Raw genomic sequence first — 16838 nt, 5'->3', positions numbered from 1 at the left:
CTGGACGTCAGCCCCCGAACTGCTCCGCCACCCGTTCTGCGCCGTGCGGATTTCCGCGGTGGGTGATCACTCGATAGCCTGACCGGGTGCGACTAGGTGTGAACGTCCCCAATTTCGGCCCGGGCACCGACCCCGGCATGATCCGCCACTGGGCGCAGACGGTGGAAGGGCTCGGGTTCGATCTGCTCATGGTCTCCGACCATGTGGCGATCACCCCCGACGTCGCCGCGAAGTATCCCGCCCCCTTCTACGAGCCGTTCACCACGCTCTCCTGGCTGGCCGGCGTCACCACGCGCGTCGCGCTCGGCACCACGGTGCTGATCGTCCCCTATCGTCATCCGCTGCTGGTGGCCCGCATGGCGGCCAACCTCAACGACCTCAGCGGCGGCCGGCTGGTGCTGGGCGTCGGGATCGGGTGGGCGCGGCAGGAGTTCGAGGCCCTGGGAGTGGCCCACGACCAGCGCGGCCGGATCACCGACGAACATCTGGCGGCCATCACGGCCGCCTGGGCCGACGAACGCGACTACCGCGGCCGCGTGCCGATCTGGGTCGGCGGCGAGAGCCGGGCGGCGCTGCTCCGCACGGTGCGCTTCGGCCAGGCCTGGCACCCGCTCTGGAACACCCTCCCCTATCTGCGCGAGACCTATCCGCGCGTGGTGGCCCTGGCCGCCGAGGAGGGCGTGGCCGCCCCCGCGCTGGCCCCCCGGATCCAGCTGCGGGTGACGCCGGAGCCCGTGACGGGCACCGACCGGCTGGCCGGCGTGGGCACGATCGAGCAGATCATGGACGACCTCGAGGAGCTGCGCGTCCTCGGCGCGGAGACCGTGGTGCTCGACCCGTTCCACGGCGACCCCGAGCAGACCCTGCACCCGGAGACGTCGTGGGAGATGCTCGCCGCGGTGATCGCGCGGAGATCAGCGAAAGAGCGCCCCTGATATCCTTATGCCGTAAAGAATTGTCCAGGACGGGGAGTTCCGCTTGGTCGTCTACGCAGGTCAGGGTGACGCGCGACGGTCCATGGCACTCCTGTGGCGCAGCGGCGAGCCGGGCGAGGTGCGGCCCGGTCCCAAGCCGGGGCTGAGCGTCGACGCGATCGTGGTGGCCGCGATCGAGGTCGCCGACGCCGAGGGCATGGCGGCGCTGTCCATGCGGAAGGTGGGCCTGCGGCTGGGCCGCACGGGGATGGCGCTCTACACGTACGTGCCGAGCAAGGGCGAGCTGGTCGACCTCATGTACGACCGCGCCCTGGCCGAGCTGCCCTCCTCCTACGACCTGAGCCGGGGCTGGCGGGCGGCGGTCGCCTCGTGGGCCGAGGACACGCTGGCCTTCTACCTGCGTCACCCCTGGGTGCTGCAGGTGTCGCAGGCGCGGCCGGTGCTGGGGCCCAACGAGTTCGCCATGCTGGAGAGCGTGGTGGCGGTGCTGCGCGCCACCGGGCTGCGCCCGCGCCGGCTGCGTGGGGTGGTGGCGCTGCTGTTCGACTTCGTGCGGGGGGCGGCCAAGTCGATCAGCGAGTCGCGGCAGGCGCCGTCGGAGACCGGGGTCTCCGACGAGGAGTGGTGGCTGGCGCGCTCGTCCCTGCTGGAGGAGGTCGCGCCGGGGTTCGCCACCCGGTTCCCGATGGTGGCGTGGATCGAGTCGGAGGACGACGGGCCCGGCGACGACGAGCCGTACATGGAGCATCGGGTCAGCGAGACGTTCGCGGTGGGGCTGGGCGTGCTGCTCGACGGTGTGGAGGCGGCCGTCAAGACGGGCTGAGGGCCGAAGAACAGGCCGGACGGCGTCGAGTCAGCCGAGGGCCGCGTGCCGGGTGGTCAGTTCCTCGTCGTCGCGGACGAACCAGAGCTGGCGGCCGCGGTTGCACTCGTAGATCCAGTCGCGCACGGACGAACTGGTCGTGGCGTGCCCGGAGACGTCGCCCACGATGGCCAGGCCGATGCCGTACTGGGCGAACTTCTGCGTGATCTCGCCCGCCACGCCGTTGCTCAGCGTGAAGAAGCCGCCGGGCAGCCGGTCGGCGGGCACGGAGACCCAGGTGGCCCGGGTGGACCAGGCCTCGCCGATGAGGTCGAGCACGTCGCGGACCTCGCTCAGAGGCTGGGCGTCGGGGTCGTAGCGCAGAATGTCGGTCATTTCGGAAATCTCCATGAAGCATGTGGTGAGGGGGTGGGCGGGCGATCCGCGCCGGCGTCGGGACCGTGCCGGCGGGTCCGCATGAGAGGGTTCCAGCGTGCCGGTTTGTCCGGGGTCGGGGCGTACCGGCATGGCGGGGTCAGGGGCGTACCAGGACGTCGATGAGGCGGAGGACCTGGGCGCTCTCCTCCAGGGCGCCCAGCACGACGACCTTGAGGTGCTCGCGTTCCTCGTCGTAGACGAACTGCACCCGCACCCCGCTCGGCCCCCCGCCCAGCGCGCCCAGGACCGCCGTGCTGAGCCGGTCCATGGCGGCCCTGGGCAGGCCGTCGACCTGCACGATGCTGGACACCTCCGCGCGGCGGGACGCGGCCGGACCAGCAGGCGGCGTCACGGGGACGCCGGTGAACGCCTCGAGGTCCTCCTTGGCGATCCGGTATCGCTTGCCGATTCTGACGGCGGGCAGCCGCCCCTCCCGTACGTAGTTGCGGACGGTCTTGACGTGCAGCCCGAGCAGATCGGCTACCTGTTCAACGGTGTATCGCTCCATTTCACTCCCTATTATGCCGTACGAAAGGGAGTGATACGGAGTCAGGCGTGCGCACCCACGGTGACCGGGCCGACGGTCAGGCGTGGCCGGGCCTCCAGCACCTCGCCCAGCCGCTCCACCTGCTCCTCCAGTTCGCGCGCCTGCCCGGCGGTGAGGTCGCGCAGCGGCTCGACCGTGACGTCGATCCGGTTCCCCGATCGCCGCTGGTGCCAGACACCGGCCACGTTCCCCTCCACCAGCAGCACGGGGAAGTTGCCCGCCTGGCCGCCGGTCAGCGCCCGGGCGGCCGCGTCGCCGGCGTACAGGAGCTCGCGAGGCCGGCCCGCCACCACGTACGCGTCGAAGTACGGCAGCAGCCGCACCCCGCGCGGCGACTCATCCGGCGCCCCGGTGTCGCCCGCGAGGACCCAGGCCCGCCGCCCCTCGAACAGCACCTCCTCCAGCTCCACCGCACCGAACCCGTCGGCCGCCCACCGCACCGGCCCGCCGGCCCACCGGGCGAAGTCCTCGGGTGTGGCCGGCCCGTACGCCGTCAGGTAGCTCGTGACCAACCGGGCGAGCCCGTCCGTCACGGGTGGCGCGTCCGGCGGGGCGGTGTAGGTGACCTTGCGGCCCCGTACCGGCCCGAACACGAACGCGCCCCGGTGCGCCGCCAGCGCCATCGCCTGCCGCCAGCGCGGCCAGTAGCCCTGGAACGCGGGCATGACCAGGTCTCCCGCCCACGGCCCGGTGGCGGCGACGACCGCCTCGCTCAGCTCGTCGATCGTCAGCGCGGCCCCGGCGACGGCCTTGCCGATGGCCGCCACCACCTGCTCGGTCTGCTCGCCGGTCATCCTGACGTCTCCTGTGGCGACGGGCGTCGCGGCCGGGGCCGACGACAGGGCGTCCACCCACATCGGCAGGTCGCGGGCGGGAAGCAGGTGTACGGTGCCGCGCGGCCCGTACGTCTTGACCAGGGTGCGCTCACTCCACAGCGCCTCGCGGACGGCGGCCCGGGTGATACCGGGCAACCGCATCCCGACGGACGCCTCGGCGGCCGACATCACCTGCGCGTGCGCCCCGCACATCGCCGCCACCACCGCGACCGTACCCGCCGCATCCGCCTTCGTCGCACCAGATCCCGCCGCATCCGGCCTCACCAGAGGCCTCGCCGGGCCCGGTGGGCGGCCGTTCAGGCCGGCTCGCTCCAGGCGCCTCGCGCTGACCTGCGGCCACGACAGTTCGATCACCACGTCCTCCTCGTCCGATGAACCCACGCTAGAAGAGAACGCGGAAAGCTTCGTTCCGCATATACGCCGTTATACCGATGAAAGTGGACTTAAAGCGATCTTTCATCTGATCGCACTAATGTCACCCGTCATGATCCGCTTCAGCCCCGTCCTCGGGCCGCTCACCGCTCGCCAGCGCTGGCGCAGAGCCCGGCTCCAGGCCTACTCCTGGGCCCTGACCGGCGCGTACCGGCTGGGCGCCCTGCACCCAGCCGTCTGGCGGCTCGTCGCCCGCGGCTACCATCCCGCGCTCGACCGGGTCGCCGCCGGGCACGCGCGGGTGGCCTGCCAGTTCGCGGCCGTGGACGTGCCCGCGTACCGCCACTTCCTGCGCGCGAACGGCGCCGAGCACGCCCGGAGGCTGGCCGACTTCCCCGAGACCACCAAGCAGAACTACGCGGGGGCCTACGACGAGGCGAGCCGCTGCCAGGAGGGCAGGCTGCACCGTCCGGGCGTGATCGTGGACGAGTCGTCGGGGTCGAGCGGCAAACCGTACAACTGGGTACGGGGGCCGCGCGAGCTCAAGGGCATCTACCGCAACGCCGCCGGCTACATCGAGCTGGTCTTCCCGGGCGAGCGGCTGTTCGTGATCAACGCGTACTCGATGGGCGCGTGGGCCACCGGCACCACCACGGGCGCCGCCATGGCCCGCATCGCCATGGTCAAGAACACCGGCCCCGACCTGGAGAAGATCGCCGACACGCTGGAGCACTTCGGGCCGGGCTACGACTACGTGGTGGCGGCGTACCCGCCGTTCCTCAAGCATCTGCGCGACCGCCTCGACGAGGCGGGCTTCCCCTGGGCCGAGTACCGCGTGCGCGGCATGGTCGGCGGCGAGGGCATGACGGAGGCGCTGCGCGACTACCTGGAGGAGCGCTTCGAGGAGGTCCGCTCCGGCTACGGCGCCAGCGACCTGACGATCGGGATGGGCGCGGAGAGCGGGTTCAGCGTGCGGCTGCGCAAGCGCCTGGCCACCGACCAGGACCTGCGCGACCGGCTGCTCGGGCCGGGCGAGCAGCGGCTGCCGATGATCTTCCATTACAACCCGCTGGAGACGTTCCTCGAGGTGAACGCCGGCGGCGAGCTGCTGTGCACGATCAACACCAAGAGCTGCCTGCAGCCCAAGCTGCGCTACAACGTCGGCGACGAGGCCCGGCTGCACACGCTGGCCGAGGTCAGGCGGGCGCTCGGCGACGACGAGTACGAGCGCATGTGGACCGACGAGCGGATGAGCCTGCCGCTGCTGTTCCTGTTCGGTCGCAAGGACTCGACGATCTCCTACATGGGCGCCAACCTCTACCCGCAGGACGTCGAGTACGGCCTCTACCAGGGCAATCCCCACGCCGCCGCGATCAACCGGTTCTGCCTGTCGCTGGAGGAGCTGCCCGGCCTGGAGTACCGCCCGGTGATCAACCTGGAGGTACGCGGCGAGGTGGACCGGGACGACCTCGTGGCGATCTGCCGCAAGGGCGTCGTGGCCCACCTGAGCGCCGTCTCGCGCGACTTCGCCGAGTCGCTCAAGGAGGACCCGTCGGCCGCCGACCTGCGGATCAGGGTGTTCGGGCTGGGCGAGGGGCCGTTCGCGGGGCTGACAAAAATGAAGAACGTCTACCTGGTGAAGGACGCATGAGGACCACAGACTTCAGCCAGGCGCCGCCGCAGGGGCAGGCGACGGCGATGTTCGTCGGGGCGACCCGCTACCGGGGGCCGCTGTCGATCATCAAGCTCACGCTGACCTGGTTCCGGATGGTCCGTGACATGAAACGCATGCGCGGCTACCGGTGGCACACGATCTACTGGGAGTTTCCGTACACGCTGGGCACGATCGCGTTCTTCGAGGACCGCGACGCGCTGCTGCGCTTCGCCCGCAGCCGGCACCATCGCGAGCTCATGCGGTGGGTGACCGACGGCACCAAGAACGCCACCGCCGGCTACATCCGGCTCTACAACGCCGAGCCCGAGGGCTACAGCAACGGCGCGTGGCGGGCCGAGGGCGGCCCGATGGCGCACATCGAGACGTTCACGCCGCTGTCCACCGAGGACGAAGCGGGCCCGCCGGTGGTCCGCCCGTGAGCCCTGGATCTGGATCGCTGAGCCGGGCGGAGTCGCGGCGCGACCTGCGCGACTTCCTCGCGCTGACCGACCGTCTGTACGCGGGCGACGAACGTTTCGTGCCGCCGCTGCACGCGACCGTGCGCGCGTGGTGGCGCCGCGGCGTGCCCCTGTACGTGCTGCGGCACGGCGGCCGGGTCGTCGCCAGGACCACGCTGCACACCGACGCCGCCCTCGACGCCAGGCTGGGGCGGGCCACGCAGTTGTTCGGGCTGACGGAGTTCGCCGAGGAGGCGGCGGAGGAGCTGTTCGACGGGATCGCGGCGGCGGGGGGCGGGCGGCCGCTGTTCGGGCCGGTCTCGCTGCTGCCCAACCAGGCGGGCGGCGTGATCACCTCCGGCTTCGCCGAGCGCGGCTTCATCGACAGCGCCTGGAACCCTCCGTACTATCCGGCCGCCTACGAGGCGTACGGCTTCACCCGCTGCTTCGAGTCCGACACCTGGATCTGCCCCGTGCCCGACAAGCCGGTCTTCGCCTTCGACGACACGCGCATGGAGGCCGAGGAGCTGCGGGTGCACCGGGGCGATCGGCGGCGAGTGAAGGAGCAGCTGCCGATCCTGCGCGAGATGCTGAACGCCAGCTTCGCCTCGCTCGGCTACTACACGCCGATCTCGGAGCGGCAGCTGGCCGAGCAGACGGACGGGCTGGCGTACCTGCTCGACGAGGCCCTGCTGCTCTACCTCACGAAGGCGGGCCGGCCGATCGCGTTCGTGCTGTGCCTGCCCGACATATCAACTTTTGTCGCCCGGATCCGCGGCGACCTGCACCCACTCAACCAGCTCCGCCTGCTCGCCACCCGCTCGCACCACCGCCGAGAGGCCGTGCTGATCGTCAAGGGCACGGTCCCGGACGAGCAGGGGCGCGGCTACATGCGGCTGCTCTCGCGCGAGCTGCACGACGGGCTGCGGCGGGGCGGCTACCACACGCTGCGCAGCACGTACGTGGAGCGGACCAACCCGGGCTCGGCCGCCCAGTACACCGCGATGGGCGGCCGGCCGCTGCACGGCTACACCTTCTACGCCAAGGACCTCGCGTGAGAGAGCTGCGGGCACTGGAGCCCGACTTCTGGCGCGCGCCCAGCGCGCACAACACCCAGCCGTGGACGCTCACGTACGAGGGCGACGAGGTGGCCGTCGGCTGGGACCCCGCCCGCGCCCTGCCCGTCAGCGACCCGACGGGGCGTGACCTGCGGCTCAGCCTGGGGGCGTTCGTCGAGTGCTGCCTGATCGTGTGCGCGGACGCCGGCCTCGACGTCGACTTCCGCCCCGACCCGGGGCCGCTGCGGGTGGGCTTCCTGCACGGGGCCGCGCGGCGGTACGAGACGCCGTTCACCACGGCCGACGTACGGGCTCGCGGGGCGAACCGGGGCGAGTACCACGGCGGGCGGCTGCCTGAGGAGGTGGCCGGCGCCATGGAGGGCATGCGCCGGCTCCCCTGCCGTGACCTGGCGGACCTGCTGCACGCGGCGGACCTGCACCAGTTCGGCGACCGGAGGGTGACGCGGGAGCTGCGGGCCTGGCTGCGGCTGACCCGGCGGCACCGGCGCTACTTCCTCGACGGCCTCAGCGACCGCGCCCTCGCGCTCACCAGGGCGGAGGCGCTCGGGCTGCGCGCCTCGCTCGCCCTGTACCCGGCTTTGCGGCGGCTGGGCCTGCCCAGGGTGCTGGCGGGGGCGTCGCGGGGGCTGCTCGACTACGACGGGGACGTGCTGGTGCTGGTGGGCGACGTCACGGAGGAGGTCGGGCTGGGGCGGGCGTTGATGCGGAACTGGCTGACGTTGTCGGGGCTCGGGTACACGACGCATCCGCTCAGCCAGGTCATCGACTGTGAGCCGACTCGGCGGGTGCTGGCGGGACGGCTGGGGGTGTCCGATCCGCGGACGCTCCTGCACATAGCCCGCGTCGGCCGCCCGAAGGTTCCGTCTCCTCCGTCGGCCCGCCTCCGGTCATGACCGGCACCCTGCCCGGCCCGGTGATCGGCCCAGTGATCGGCCCAGTGATCGGCCCAGTGATCGGCCCAGTGATCGGCCCAGTGATCGGCACTGGGCCGGGCTGGGCGGCGGGCGCTGTGCACGTATGGTCCGGCGGCTTCGGCGCGATGGCCTGCTGTGGTCCATGACCGAAGCCGACGTCAGACGCCGCTGGCGGCAGGGATGTCAGGTGCCGCAGGCTGTGCGGACGTCGGCGATGAGGTGGGTGGCCTTGTCTATGGTGCGGCCGATCTGGTCCGGGGTCTCCCCCACCGTCGCCAGGAGTGCGCGGGCCCGCTCGCCGAAGCCCTCGGGGGCCGACGGGAGCCGGTCGGCTGAGGCGATCATGCCCTTCTCGTTGATCAGCCAGGTCTCGTCGGCCGCGTGCAGTGCGTGGCAGGCCACGCCGATCGCCCGGAACAGGGCCGCCGCCGCGTACGCCGGGTCGTGGCCGGCGGCGCCGTACCGGGCGGTCATCAGGGCGAAGTCACACTCCCACAGCCCTCTGATCAGGGCCTCCCGCAACGCGGGAGGGTAGTGCGCGGTCTCCGCGCGCAACGCGGCGAGCTCGCGTCCGGGGTCGGCGAGCACCTGGCACATGGCCACCTCGCCGGCGTAGGCGTGGGAGTAGAAGCCGAGCGGGTGCCCGACCTGGAAGCCGATCTCGTAGCGGCCGGCCTGGCAGTCGGCCCAGACGCGTCGTACGCGGTCGAGGTCGCGGTAGATCCAGTCCACTCGCCATCCGTCCACGGTGAGCCAGCCGCCCCCGTCCACCCAGGGGCCCCAGCCGCCGGGCTCGGTGACCTCGGTGTCCTGGCCGGTCAGCTTCGCGGCGAGCGCGCGCAGCTCGCCGACGTCGAGGTCGCCGCGGTAGTAGAGGCCGAGGTCGATGTCGGAGTCGGGCCGGTGGGTGCCGCGGGCCCGGCTGCCGCCCAGGACGACGGCCACCACTCCGGGGACGGCGGCCAGGCGATCGGCGATGCCGGCGAGGTCGGGGGCTGGATTGGGCGTACGCACGGTGTCGAGGGTAGACGTTCACACTCGCCCGTGGCCCCCCACGGCGCACGGCCCACACCGCAGGCCGGCCCTGTGGCGGCCGGCCGCCCACCCGACTTCTTGACAATGATTTTTTTCGGTGGCATCGTTCATCCATGCATGAAGTGGCGGTGATCGAGGACCCCGCGGCGGCCGAGGCGTCGCTCGACCCCATGCGCTCGAAGCTCCTGTCCGAGCTGGTCGAGCCGGGTTCGGCGACCTCGCTCGCCGCCAAGGTGGGCCTGGCCAGGCAGAAGGTCAACTACCACCTGCGCACGCTGGAGCGGCACGGGCTGGTGGAACTGGTCGAGGAGCGCAAGAAGGGCAATGTCACCGAACGGGTGATGCAGGCGACGGCCGCGTCCTTCGTGATCTCGCCCGTCGCGCTGGCCTCCGTGCAGCCCGATCCGGCCAGGTTCTCCGACCGGCTGTCGGCGCGGTGGCTGCTGGCGCTGGCCGCGCAGCTCGTACGGGATGTCGGCACGCTGATCACGGGGGCCGCCAAGACGCGCAAGCGGGTGGCCACGTTCGCGATCGACGGTGAGGTGCGCTTCGCGTCGGCGGCCGACCGGGCGGCGTTCGCGGAGGAGCTGGCGCAGTGCGTCACTTCCCTTGTCAGCAAATATCACGACGAGAGCGCCGAGGGCGGGCGTGATCATCGCCTGATCGTGGCCGTCCACCCCTCGGTGAAGGAGCACTGACGTGGGGCACGGGTTCGAACTCCCCCAGGAGGCGCAGGTCGGCGCGAGCCCGGAGGAGGTCTGGGAGGCCATCTCGACCGGCCCCGGCATCGACTCCTGGTTCATGGGGCGCACCGAGGTGGCGGATGGCGTCGTGCGCACGGCGTTCGGGCCGTTCGAGCTGCCCCCGTCCACGGTGACCGACGCCGAGCCGTCGAGCCGCCTGGCGCACGGCAGCGACAAGGGCGAGGACGGCCGTTTCGTCGCGTACGAGTTCATGATCGAGGGCCGGGAGCACGGCAGCACGGTCGTCCGCATGGTGACCAGCGGGTTCCTGCCGGGCGACGACTGGCAGGACGAGTTCGAGGCCATGTCCAGGGGCCTGGAGATGTACTTCGCGACGCTGGTCGAATACCTGAACCACTTCGCGGGGCGGGTGGCGGCCCCGATCACCGAGTTCAGCCCGCCCGTCACGGACTGGCCGCACGCGTGGGAACGGCTGAACGCGGCCCTGGGCGGCCCGCCGTCGCCCGGCGACCGGATCCGCTTCGGGCCCGGCGACGGAGTCGAGGGGGTCGTCTTCTCCCGCAACTCGCAGACGGTCGGGGTGCGGGCCGGCGACGCGATCTACCGCTTCCTCCAGGGGTTCGGCGGCTCCGTGATCGCCTCCCACCTGCTGTTCGGCGGTCTGGAGGAGGAAGATCGGGGCGCACGGTGGCGGGAGTGGCTGCGGGAGCTGTACGACCCGGCGTGATCGACCCAGGCGAGCCGGTAACCGAGCACGACCGGTTCGTGCGGCCGGCTCGCGGGGGTGAGTCGCTGGTGACTGGGGTGAGTCGCGGGTGAGTGGGGAGGACTGAGCGGGTGAAGGTGGTCGCTCTGTCCGACACGCACGCGCCCAGGCGCTGGCGCGAGTGCCCGCCCCGGGTCGCCGGGCATCTGCGGGGCGCCGACGTCATCCTGCACGCGGGCGACGTCTGCGTCCCCTCGGTCCTGGAGGAGCTGGCCGCGTACGCTCCCGTTCACGTCGTCAAGGGCAACAACGACGGCCCCGACGTGGTGGCGCCGGAGACGCTGGAGCTGACGCTGGACGGGCTGCGGATCGGGATGATCCACGACAGCGGCCCGGCCCAGGGCCGGCTGGCCCGGATGCGGCGCCGCTTCCCGGAGGCGGACCTGGTGGTCTTCGGGCACTCGCACATCCCGCTCGACGAGTCCGGCGAGGGCCTGCGGATCTTCAACCCGGGCTCCCCCACCGACCGCCGCCGCCAGCCGCACGGCACCATCGGCCTGCTCACCGTCGAACGCGGCGTCCTGACGGCGGCGGAGATCGTCCCCGTCACCTGATCCCGCCGCCGCTTCACCACGCGGTCCCGTCACCTGATCCCGCTACGCCACCATGCCGTCCCGTCGCCTGAACCCGCTACGCCACCACGCCGTCCCCGCCACCCGGTCCGGCTACTTCACCACGTCGTCCCGCGACTTCTCGAGGTTCGTCTTCAGTTCCTCCATCACCTTGGCGTACCCGAGGTAGCTGTAGCGCTCGGCCGCGTGCCACGGGTAGAGCTGGCCGGCCTTGACCGCGGGCAGCTTGGCCCAGGTCGGCTTCGCGGCCATCTCCTCGATCTTCATCGACTGGGCGCGCGCGTCCACGAGGATCACGTCGGCCTCGTACTTGTCGGCGTTCTCCCAGCTGAGCACCTCCCAGAAGCCGCCCTCACTCTCGGTGGGCTTCTCAGGGGAGACGACGTTCAGGCCGAGCTCGCCCCAGTACGTGATGTCGGGGTGGTCCGGCAGGTAGGCGACGTACAGGGACTCGGGCGTGCCGGTGACGATCATGACCTTGAGTCCGGGCCGTTCGGCGGCGAGGGCCTTGAGCGCGGCGCCGGCGGCCTCGAAGCGCCGCCTGGCCTCGACCACGGGCGCCGCCCCCGGGTCCGCGCCGAGGGCGGCGGCGAGCTGCCCGTACTTCTCGATGATCCGCACCAGGGGCTTGCCGCTGAGCTGTACGCCGACCGACGGCGCGATCTGGTCGGCCGCCTCGACCGACTGCTCGGGCACGTACCAGAGGCTGTTCTTCTGGTACATGCCGGCCACCAGCAGGTCGGGCTGGAGGGCGGCGTACTTCTCAAGGTTGAACTCCCCCCACACGTTGCCGATCGACTCGACCTTGGTGATGTCGACCTCGCCGACCTCGGGGTCGCGCCCGCCGCCCTTGAGCCGGTGCGGGCCGAACACGCCGACGGGGCGTACGCCGAAGTCCCAGAGCGCGGCGGCGGCGCCCGACTGGGCGACGACGCGCTGCGGCCGCTGCGGGAGGGAGATGGTCTTGCCGCGGTCGTCGGTCCAGGCCCAGGAGCCCTGCCCCGAGATGGTGGGGGCGGAGGGCGGCGAGGACGTCCCGCCGCACGCGCCGACGCCGAGCAGGGCGGCGACGCCGAGAGCGACGAAGGCACGTCGCGGAACGCTGGCCAATGGAAACTCCTCGATCACCCGAGCTTGATGGTCAGCAAATTAGCTTAGCCTTACCTAAGTTATACCTTCCATGAAGGTGTACGCGGACCTCCCCGCCTACGCCCCGCGACGTATCCCTCGCGGCGACGACCGGCGGATTCGGCGGCGGCCCCTGCCGGATGATCCTGGAGCCCTTCAGGCGCTTAAGGCCCGCGGTAAGAGGACCAGAACGTGGCCGTAAGCGCCCTCCAGCACAGTGATCCCAGATCACCGAGGACGAGAAGGGCCGCAGACATGAGCCAGCCGTACACCATCCAGGACGAGATCCGCCTGCCCGGTTTCACCGGCCCCGTGCACCTGCCCGGCGAGGCCGGCTACGACGAGGCGCGCCGCTCGCTCAACCCGGCCGTGGACTCCCACCCGGCGCTGGTCGCGGAGGCGTACGGGGCCGCGGACGTGCGCGCGGCACTGCTGACCGCGCGGGCCCACGGGGTGCCGTTCGCGGTCCAGGCCACCGGGCACGGCACGCACACCGCCTGCGACGGCGGAATCCTGGTCAAGACCGCCCCGATGGCTTCGGTCCTGGTCGACCCCGCGCGCCGGATCGCCCGCGTGGGGCCGGGCGCGCGCTGGGGCGAGGTGATCGCCGCCGCCGCGCCGTTCGGGCTGGCGCCGCTGTCCGGTTCGTCGCCGTCCGTGGGCGTCACCGGCTACACGCTCGGCGGCGGGCTGGGCTGGCTCGGGCGCAGGCACGGCTTCGCCGCCGACAGCGTGGTGCGGGCCGAGGTGCTACTCGCCGACGGCCGGCACGTCACGGCGAGCGCGGACAGCCATCCGGAGCTGTTCTGGGCGCTGCGCGGCGGCGGGGGCGGGTTCGGCGTCGTGACGGCGCTGGAGTTCCGGCTGTACCCGGTGTCCGAGGTGTTCTCCGGGTTCGCGTACTTCCCGGTGGAGGCGGCAGCGGAACTCCTGACGGCGTACCGGGACTGGATCGACGACGCCCCCGACGAGCTCAGCACCGCAGTCGTGCTCAAGCGCATGCCCGGCGACGAGCGGACGCCGGCGGCGGTGCGCGGCAGGCACGTGGCGATGCTCAAGGTCGTGCACGCCGGACCGGCGCGCGAGGCCCGCGAACTGCTCGCACCGCTGTGGCGGGCGGCCGGTCCGGCGCTGCTGGACGAGACGCGGACCACCACGTACGCGGCCACGGCCATGGGCGGGACCCCGAACCGGCACATGGACATGTTCGACACCGTCCCCGACGCGCTGATCGACGTCCTGGTACGGGCCGCCGGGCGGGCCCAGACGGTGGAGATCCGCCACTGGGGCGGCGCCCTGGGCCGTCCCGGGCCGGACGCCGGGCCGGTCAGTCACCGTTCCACCCGGCTGTCGGCGATCGTGGACACGGTCGTGCCGGGGCTGGCCGGGGAGTTGCGGCCGTACGCGAACGGCGGGACGTTCCTGAACTTCCTGGCCGACCCCGAGCGGACGGCGCACGCCTTCACCGCGACGGACTACGCGGGGCTGCGCCAGGTCAAGCGGGCCTACGACCCGGACGGCTTCTTCCGCGTCGGCCACGTCGTCTCCCGGTGAACGCCACCGGGCCGAGCGCCCCGGTCACGGACGGCGGCGGCGGGCGATCGTCCACCGAGCGGCACGACCGGGCGGCGCCGGCCGTGCCACATCGGAGGTCACCCCGGCCGGGGGCCGAGGTCTGGGCATGTCACGGGCGCTGGGTGCGGTGCCCCATGTGCTCCGAGGTGCCTACGTGGTTGCGCTGCTTGCGCATACCGGCGAAGCCGAGCAGACCCAGCAGGCCCAGCAGGCCCCACAGGCCGGCGTTGCCGCCGCCTTCGTCTCGTCTGTCGTCCTGCGGTGCGGGTGTCACCTGGCTCTGCGCGACGGGCGCGACCGGCGAGTCGGCCGTCGCCACAGCAGCCGGAGCTAGCGTCAAGAAGAACGCCAGGCCCAGCCCGGTGAGGGTCTTGCGCATTGGGTTCCCCCGATCCGGCGGTCTCAGCAACCGCGGAGACCGCCTATCACGCCTTCTCTGAAGGCTCCCGATAGCGGGGCGATCTCCATATCCCCTGCTAAATACGCCTCTACCATTCTGCTGACGGCATCAAACACCTTCTCGACCCGCCCCGGAGCGGTGGCGGCCCGGATGCCCGCGCGTACACGGGTCTCCGACATTTCCCGACAAATCACCCCACGATCGCCGCGCGAACCTTTGACAACAGTTCGAGGTCGGACGGTGGCAGAGCGTCGCATATCGGGGGATAAATTCGATTCCCTCCGTCGTACGCCGTCGCTACACTCCTTGATCGACGCCAATACGGGACGAGGAAGGGAGCCGGCCATGCGTGCCCACACCGCCGCCGTCGTCCCCCCGTCGCGTTTCGAGGTGATCCTGGTGTCTTCGCGGTCCCGGCGTCGGCTGCGCGGCCGCCGCCGGCTGCTGCCCTGACGACTTCCTTTCGCCGGGGTAATCGCGCCGTCCTCGAACGACAACGTCCCGGAAGGGGCAAGGGCCGTGCGTGCTCACCTGCTCAACTCTCTGACCACCGTCCGTAATCTCGGCATCCTCGCCCACGTGGACGCCGGCAAGACCACCGTCACCGAACGGATGCTCTACCTCACCGGCGCCACCTACAAGCGCGGCGAGGTCCACGACGGCACGACCGTCACCGACTTCGACTCCCAGGAACGCGACCGCGGCATCACCATCTTCGCCGCCGCGGTGAGCTGCGACTGGGACGGGCACCGGATCAACCTGATCGACACCCCCGGCCACGTCGACTTCTCCGACGAGGTGGAGCGTTCGCTGCGGGTGCTCGACGGCGCCATCGCGGTGTTCGACGGCGTCGCCGGGGTCGAGCCGCAGAGCGAGTCCGTCTGGCGGCGGGCCGATCGGCACGGCGTGCCGCGCGTCGCGTTCGTCAACAAACTGGACCGGGCCGGAGCCGACCTCGACGCGGCCGTCGAGTCGATCCGGCGGCGGCTGCATCCCGCGCCGCTGGTGGTGCAGTTGCCGATCGGGCGCGAGGACGGCTTCATCGGCGTCGTGGACCTGCTCGCCATGCGGGCCCTGGTCTGGCACGACGGCGTCTGCCAGGCCGGCCCCGTGCCCGACGACCTGCGCCAGGAGGCGCTGCGGCGGCGCCGGGTGCTGGAGGAGGCGGTCGCCGAGCTGCATCCGGCCGCGCTGGAGGAATTCTGCGCGGCACCGGCGGCGGATGCGGGGACACCGGATCCCGGGCTCACGGGTTCCGGGCTCACGGACGCGGGGTCCCTGGATGCGGGGTCCCTGGATGCGGGGACGGCGGTTTCCGAGGCGACGCTGCGTGCCGCGTTGCGCGACCTGACCGGCAGTGGCGCGGGGCTGGTCGTGCTGTGCGGTGCGGCGTACCGCGACCGGGGGATCGAGCCGTTGCTGGACGCGGTCGTCCGGTATCTGCCCTCGCCGCTCGACGTGCCCGCCGTACGCGGGCAGGACGGTGCGAAGCGGGCCGCCGACCCGGACGCGCCGCTGGCCGCGCTGGCGTTCAAGGTGAGCTCGACCGCGACCGGGCGGCTCACCTACGTGCGCCTGTACTCGGGCACCCTACGGAAGGGGGACACGGTGCTGGACGCCGGCACGGGCCGGACGGAGCGGATCAGCCGGATCCTGCGCGTGCAGGCCGACCGGCACGCCGAGACGGAGCTGGCGGCGGCCGGCGACATCGTCGCGCTGGTCGGGCCGAAGGCGGCCCGCACCGGGACGACCCTGTGCGCGCCGGGTTCGCCGCTGCTGCTGGAGCCGCCGGCCGCGACCGAGCCGGTGGTGTCCGTGGCGATCGAGGCGCGCAGGAGCACCGACGCCGACCGGCTCGCGGCGGCCCTGGCGCGGCTGGCGGAGGAGGATCCGTCGCTGGCCGTGCGGACCGACGCCGAGACCGGGCAGACCGTGCTGTCCGGGATGGGCGAGCTGCACCTGGAGGTGGCGGCGGAGAAGCTGCGCCGTGACCACCGGCTGGAGGTCGGCGTCGGCCGGCCGCAGGTGTCGTACCGGGAGACGGTCGGGCGCGGCGTGTCCGGGCTGCTGTACCGGCACGTCAAGCAGGACGGCGGCGCCGGCCAGTTCGCGCACGTGGTGATCGACGTCGAGCCGCTGGCGGAGGGCTTCGCGTTCGCCTCGGCGGTGACCGGCGGGCGGGTGCCGCGCGAGTACGTGCGCGCGGTCGAGGCCGGCTGCCGGGACGCGCTGGCGGACGGCCCGCTGGGCGGTCATCCGGTGACCGGCCTGCGGGTCACGCTGACCGACGGGGCCACGCACGTGAAGGACTCCTCGGAGATGGCGTTCCGCACGGCCGGGCGGCTCGCGCTGCGCGAGGCGCTGCGCTCGTGCGCGATGGTGCTGCTGGAGCCGGTGGTGGAGGTGACGGTGACCGTTCCCGACGACATGGCGGGCGGCGTGCTGGGCGACCTGCCGGCCCGGCGCGGCCGCATCTCGGGCTCCACGGCCAGGGGCGGCACGGTGGTCATCACCGCGGTGGTGCCGCTGGCCGAGATGTTCGGGTACGCCACGCGGCTGCGCGGCCGTACCCAGGGCCGCGGCACCTTCACCACCCGCCCGGCCGGCTACGCCCCGGCCTGAC

The 16838-nt window shown here is 72.2% G+C and carries 17 protein-coding genes; 11 read left to right on the top strand and 6 right to left on the bottom strand.

Features of this window, described 5'->3' with window-relative positions; all coding sequences use genetic code 11:
* Nucleotides 1-86: 86 nt before the first annotated feature.
* Both AB0C27_RS43270 and AB0C27_RS43265 read left to right on the top strand, forming a co-directional pair.
* On the top strand, nt 87-935 hold the full coding sequence (locus tag AB0C27_RS43270) for an LLM class flavin-dependent oxidoreductase (RefSeq protein ID WP_357857563.1): 849 nt from the start codon (nt 87-89) through the stop codon (nt 933-935).
* A 43-nt stretch (nt 936-978) separates the two neighbouring features.
* Nucleotides 979-1758: a TetR/AcrR family transcriptional regulator gene (locus AB0C27_RS43265; RefSeq protein ID WP_357857560.1), complete on the top strand. Its 780-nt coding sequence runs from the start codon at nt 979-981 to the stop codon at nt 1756-1758.
* Nucleotides 1759-1788: 30 nt separating this feature from the next.
* Here AB0C27_RS43265 and AB0C27_RS43260 read toward each other — a convergent pair whose 3' ends face one another.
* The 3 genes from AB0C27_RS43260 to AB0C27_RS43250 form a co-directional block, all read right to left on the bottom strand.
* Nucleotides 1789-2133: a DUF4180 domain-containing protein gene (locus AB0C27_RS43260; protein WP_357857557.1), complete on the bottom strand. Its 345-nt coding sequence runs from the start codon at nt 2131-2133 to the stop codon at nt 1789-1791.
* A 139-nt stretch (nt 2134-2272) separates the two neighbouring features.
* Entirely contained in the window at nt 2273-2683 is a 411-nt protein-coding gene (locus AB0C27_RS43255) for a helix-turn-helix domain-containing protein (protein WP_357857554.1), read from the bottom strand.
* 41 nt (nt 2684-2724) lie between these two features.
* Nucleotides 2725-3750, bottom strand: coding sequence for a winged helix DNA-binding domain-containing protein (locus AB0C27_RS43250; protein WP_357857692.1), 1026 nt, complete (start codon nt 3748-3750; stop codon nt 2725-2727).
* Nucleotides 3751-4042: 292 nt separating this feature from the next.
* On the opposite strand from AB0C27_RS43250, the gene AB0C27_RS43245 reads away from it, so the two are divergent.
* From AB0C27_RS43245 to AB0C27_RS43230, 4 genes are read left to right on the top strand one after another with little or no spacing between them, the layout of a single operon-like run.
* Nucleotides 4043-5581 (top strand): phenylacetate--CoA ligase family protein, encoded by a 1539-nt coding sequence (locus AB0C27_RS43245; RefSeq protein ID WP_357857551.1) that lies wholly within the window; start codon nt 4043-4045, stop codon nt 5579-5581.
* Entirely contained in the window at nt 5578-6024 is a 447-nt protein-coding gene (locus AB0C27_RS43240; protein ID WP_357857548.1) for a DUF4188 domain-containing protein, read from the top strand. Before AB0C27_RS43245 ends, AB0C27_RS43240 begins: the two co-directional genes overlap by 4 nt.
* Nucleotides 6021-7100 (top strand): hypothetical protein, encoded by a 1080-nt coding sequence (locus AB0C27_RS43235; protein WP_357857545.1) that lies wholly within the window; start codon nt 6021-6023, stop codon nt 7098-7100. The genes AB0C27_RS43240 and AB0C27_RS43235 overlap by 4 nt, the downstream gene beginning before the upstream one ends.
* Nucleotides 7097-8014: a hypothetical protein gene (locus AB0C27_RS43230; RefSeq protein ID WP_357857542.1), complete on the top strand. Its 918-nt coding sequence runs from the start codon at nt 7097-7099 to the stop codon at nt 8012-8014. The genes AB0C27_RS43235 and AB0C27_RS43230 overlap by 4 nt, the downstream gene beginning before the upstream one ends.
* A gap of 204 nt (nt 8015-8218) precedes the next feature.
* Here AB0C27_RS43230 and AB0C27_RS43225 read toward each other — a convergent pair whose 3' ends face one another.
* Nucleotides 8219-9049 (bottom strand): nucleotidyltransferase domain-containing protein, encoded by an 831-nt coding sequence (locus AB0C27_RS43225; RefSeq protein WP_357857539.1) that lies wholly within the window; start codon nt 9047-9049, stop codon nt 8219-8221.
* A 134-nt stretch (nt 9050-9183) separates the two neighbouring features.
* Here AB0C27_RS43225 and AB0C27_RS43220 point away from each other — a divergent pair, with 134 nt between their 5' ends.
* The 3 genes from AB0C27_RS43220 (at nt 9184) to AB0C27_RS43210 (ending at nt 11094) form a co-directional block, all read left to right on the top strand.
* Nucleotides 9184-9768 carry a helix-turn-helix domain-containing protein gene (locus AB0C27_RS43220; RefSeq protein WP_346113228.1) on the top strand — a complete coding sequence of 195 codons (585 nt, stop codon included), beginning with the start codon at nt 9184-9186 and terminating at the stop codon, nt 9766-9768.
* 1 nt (nt 9769) lies between these two features.
* The gene (locus AB0C27_RS43215) at nt 9770-10501 is read left to right on the top strand and encodes an SRPBCC domain-containing protein (protein ID WP_357857535.1); all 732 of its coding nucleotides are present in this window, start codon (nt 9770-9772) and stop codon (nt 10499-10501) included.
* Between the two features lie 110 nt (nt 10502-10611).
* Complete coding sequence (locus AB0C27_RS43210) at nt 10612-11094, top strand: metallophosphoesterase family protein (RefSeq protein ID WP_357857532.1); 483 nt, start codon at nt 10612-10614, stop codon at nt 11092-11094.
* A gap of 111 nt (nt 11095-11205) precedes the next feature.
* On the opposite strand, the gene AB0C27_RS43205 is transcribed toward AB0C27_RS43210, so the two are convergent.
* Entirely contained in the window at nt 11206-12222 is a 1017-nt protein-coding gene (locus tag AB0C27_RS43205; protein WP_357857529.1) for an ABC transporter substrate-binding protein, read from the bottom strand.
* 273 nt (nt 12223-12495) lie between these two features.
* Here AB0C27_RS43205 and AB0C27_RS43200 point away from each other — a divergent pair, with 273 nt between their 5' ends.
* Complete coding sequence (locus AB0C27_RS43200; protein WP_357857526.1) at nt 12496-13794, top strand: FAD-binding oxidoreductase; 1299 nt, start codon at nt 12496-12498, stop codon at nt 13792-13794.
* 130 nt (nt 13795-13924) lie between these two features.
* Here the strand turns inward: AB0C27_RS43200 and AB0C27_RS43195 are convergent, their stop codons facing one another.
* Nucleotides 13925-14194, bottom strand: coding sequence for a WGxxGxxG family protein (locus AB0C27_RS43195; protein ID WP_357857523.1), 270 nt, complete (start codon nt 14192-14194; stop codon nt 13925-13927).
* A gap of 540 nt (nt 14195-14734) precedes the next feature.
* Here AB0C27_RS43195 and AB0C27_RS43190 point away from each other — a divergent pair.
* Nucleotides 14735-16837 (top strand): elongation factor G, encoded by a 2103-nt coding sequence (locus AB0C27_RS43190; RefSeq protein ID WP_357857520.1) that lies wholly within the window; start codon nt 14735-14737, stop codon nt 16835-16837.
* The last annotated feature ends 1 nt before the right edge of the window (nt 16838 follow it).

The organism is Nonomuraea sp. NPDC048882, from assembly GCF_040649755.1.
Classification (GTDB): Bacteria; Actinomycetota; Actinomycetes; order Streptosporangiales; family Streptosporangiaceae; genus Nonomuraea; species Nonomuraea maheshkhaliensis.
This window is presented reverse-complemented; position numbering and strand designations above follow the sequence as displayed.

Coding starts and splice junctions, on each gene's coding strand:
- AB0C27_RS43260 (WP_357857557.1), bottom strand. CDS start 2,133: ATGACCGACATTCTGCGCTACGACCCCGACGCCCAGCCTCTGAGCGAG.
- AB0C27_RS43255 (WP_357857554.1), bottom strand. CDS start 2,683: ATGGAGCGATACACCGTTGAACAGGTAGCCGATCTGCTCGGGCTGCAC.
- AB0C27_RS43250 (WP_357857692.1), bottom strand. CDS start 3,750: ATGTGCGGGGCGCACGCGCAGGTGATGTCGGCCGCCGAGGCGTCCGTC.
- AB0C27_RS43245 (WP_357857551.1), top strand. CDS start 4,043: ATGATCCGCTTCAGCCCCGTCCTCGGGCCGCTCACCGCTCGCCAGCGC.
- AB0C27_RS43240 (WP_357857548.1), top strand. CDS start 5,578: ATGAGGACCACAGACTTCAGCCAGGCGCCGCCGCAGGGGCAGGCGACG.
- AB0C27_RS43220 (WP_346113228.1), top strand. CDS start 9,184: ATGCATGAAGTGGCGGTGATCGAGGACCCCGCGGCGGCCGAGGCGTCG.
- AB0C27_RS43200 (WP_357857526.1), top strand. CDS start 12,496: ATGAGCCAGCCGTACACCATCCAGGACGAGATCCGCCTGCCCGGTTTC.
- AB0C27_RS43195 (WP_357857523.1), bottom strand. CDS start 14,194: ATGCGCAAGACCCTCACCGGGCTGGGCCTGGCGTTCTTCTTGACGCTA.